The organism is Shewanella maritima (genome assembly GCF_004295345.1).
GTDB lineage: Bacteria > Pseudomonadota > Gammaproteobacteria > Enterobacterales > Shewanellaceae > Shewanella > Shewanella maritima.
Genome location: NZ_CP036200.1, coordinates 2,812,501 through 2,815,000, shown reverse-complemented (window position 1 = coordinate 2,815,000; position 2,500 = coordinate 2,812,501). Strand labels below are relative to the sequence as shown.

Below are 2,500 nucleotides of genomic sequence, written 5' to 3'. Positions count from 1 at the left end.
AGGCACCAATCCATCTCTGGAAAGTTCTCTGGATGTCAAGAGTAGGTAAGGTTCTTCGCGTTGCATCGAATTAAACCACATGCTCCACCGCTTGTGCGGGCCCCCGTCAATTCATTTGAGTTTTAACCTTGCGGCCGTACTCCCCAGGCGGTCTACTTAATGCGTTAGCTTGAGAGCCCAGTGTTCAAGACACCAAACTCCGAGTAGACATCGTTTACGGCGTGGACTACCGGGGTATCTAATCCCGTTTGCTCCCCACGCTTTCGTACATGAGCGTCAGTCTTTGTCCAGGAGGCCGCCTTCGCCACCGGTATTCCTTCAGATCTCTACGCATTTCACCGCTACACCTGAAATTCTACCTCCCTCTACAAGACTCTAGTTCGCCAGTTCCAAATGCAATTCCCAGGTTGAGCCCGGGGCTTTCACATCTGGCTTAACGAACCGCCTGCGTACGCTTTACGCCCAGTAATTCCGATTAACGCTCGGACCCTCCGTATTACCGCGGCTGCTGGCACGGAGTTAGCCGGTCCTTCTTCTGCGAGTAACGTCACAGCTAGCAGGTATTAACCACTAACCTTTCCTCCTCGCTGAAAGTGCTTTACAACCCTAGGGCCTTCTTCACACACGCGGCATGGCTGCATCAGGGTTTCCCCCATTGTGCAATATTCCCCACTGCTGCCTCCCGTAGGAGTCTGGGCCGTGTCTCAGTCCCAGTGTGGCTGATCATCCTCTCAGAACAGCTAGGGATCGTTGCCTTGGTGAGCCATTACCTCACCAACTAGCTAATCCCACCTAGGTTCATCCAATCGCGAAAGGCCCGAAGGTCCCCTCCTTTCCCCCGTAGGGCGTATGCGGTATTAGCAGTCGTTTCCAACTGTTATCCCCCTCGACTGGGCAGATCCCTAGGCATTACTCACCCGTCCGCCGCTCGACGCCGTTATCGTCCCCCGAAGGTTCAGATAACTCGTTTCCGCTCGACTTGCATGTGTTAGGCCTGCCGCCAGCGTTCAATCTGAGCCATGATCAAACTCTTCAATTAAAAGTTTTTACAGTCACTCTCTATAAAATAGAAAGAACTGACTCAATGAATTCTACTGTCATGCGTCAATTTAAATTGAATGAACAATTCAAATTAACTTGTGTCGTATGAACATCAATGAGTTTTAAATTTTGTGACTCATCAAAAGATGAATCTGTCGAATTTAACGCTCTGTGAATGTCCACACAGATATACTTGTCATATTGTTAAAGAGCATCCCGTTCGCGCTTGGCTCATCGGGTCAGGGCTGCGTATTCTACGCTTTCCCATCTCGGCGTCAAGTGTTTTTTCAAACTTTCTTTTCGCCTTGATTTGAGTCGCTTAAATGCCTTCAAATCAAACTGTCATGCTTGCTGCCTACACCTCGTGTTGGCCGCTGCGCCGTGTCAGTGGGAGCGCATTATAGGGAGCTTAGATTTTTGCGCAAGGGCTTTTTTGAAGTTTTTTGCATTTAATTTTTATACCTGGATTAGGCACATTTTAATTACCGATACTCCACAGAGTTATCCACAAACACCAGAGCTACTTAGTTTAATTAAGTGCCGAGTTACAAAAGCAAGCATGAGCACCTAAATCATCGCTACGCCCCTAACTCCCGAGAATAACAACTCAAACGATTAGAAACCGACAAAAACAATTAAGTATTGAATGGTTCAAGCAACCTTTTTATGTGTAAGAACTGCGGCTAATGCCAAAGCAACGCGATTTAAGTGTTGCGAGAGAACCTACTAACTAAGTGGGCCTCTAAATTTATACTAGAAAAACGAAAGGGGATACCGAAAGTGAGGCTAAGTAAACGCTGAATGATCGGAGCCGAGCCGATACAATTACGAACGAATCATCAACACATTCACGTTGGCTTTAAATGCACTTGCTGCGAATAGAGAACAAATCAAAAAATAGAACTATCACCAGCAGTTTTCAGTCCCTCTCTAACTATTTACAACAATATTAAGCTGAGCTAAGCCTATAGTGGCGTGCATGAATGCGTAACAATGCCATGTGTCCGCGCTCACCAAAGTTAACTCAACTAACTATATTGATTGAAGTGTCATCGACTAGCACCCGACTTCGTGGGAATGGCGGATTCAACATGCACCATAAAAGGCTACAATTAGACTAATACAGGAGTATTGGCTTTACAGGGGGCAATTATCAACATATATCTAGGTAGAAATTCATACCTACATTAGAAATGTAGTTCACCTAACCTCAATGACATTGATATGAAACAATGTCAAAGTTTACATTGCCCAACGCGAAAGCGTCTGAAAGTAGCCCGCTGCGAACGAGCTCTCCGCGCTACATTTGGGCTTTTTATTTCGCATGTGAGAGTAATCTTTCAAAAGCTGAACATACAAAAAGCCCCAACACTTCGTGCTAGGGCTATTTCGTATTTTAGGCATCCGGAAATGACCAGCTTCGAACAAGTTCTCCGCGCTACGTAAGCGCATGAAGCGG

At 46.3% G+C, this 2,500-nt stretch carries 1 rRNA gene (cut by a window edge); it reads right to left on the bottom strand.

From position 1 onward, the window contains the following. Positions 1–1,039: ribosomal RNA gene (locus EXU30_RS12090) — 16S ribosomal RNA — on the bottom strand; it reaches 513 nt to the left of the window's first position. Positions 1,040–2,500 lie beyond the last annotated feature (1,461 nt).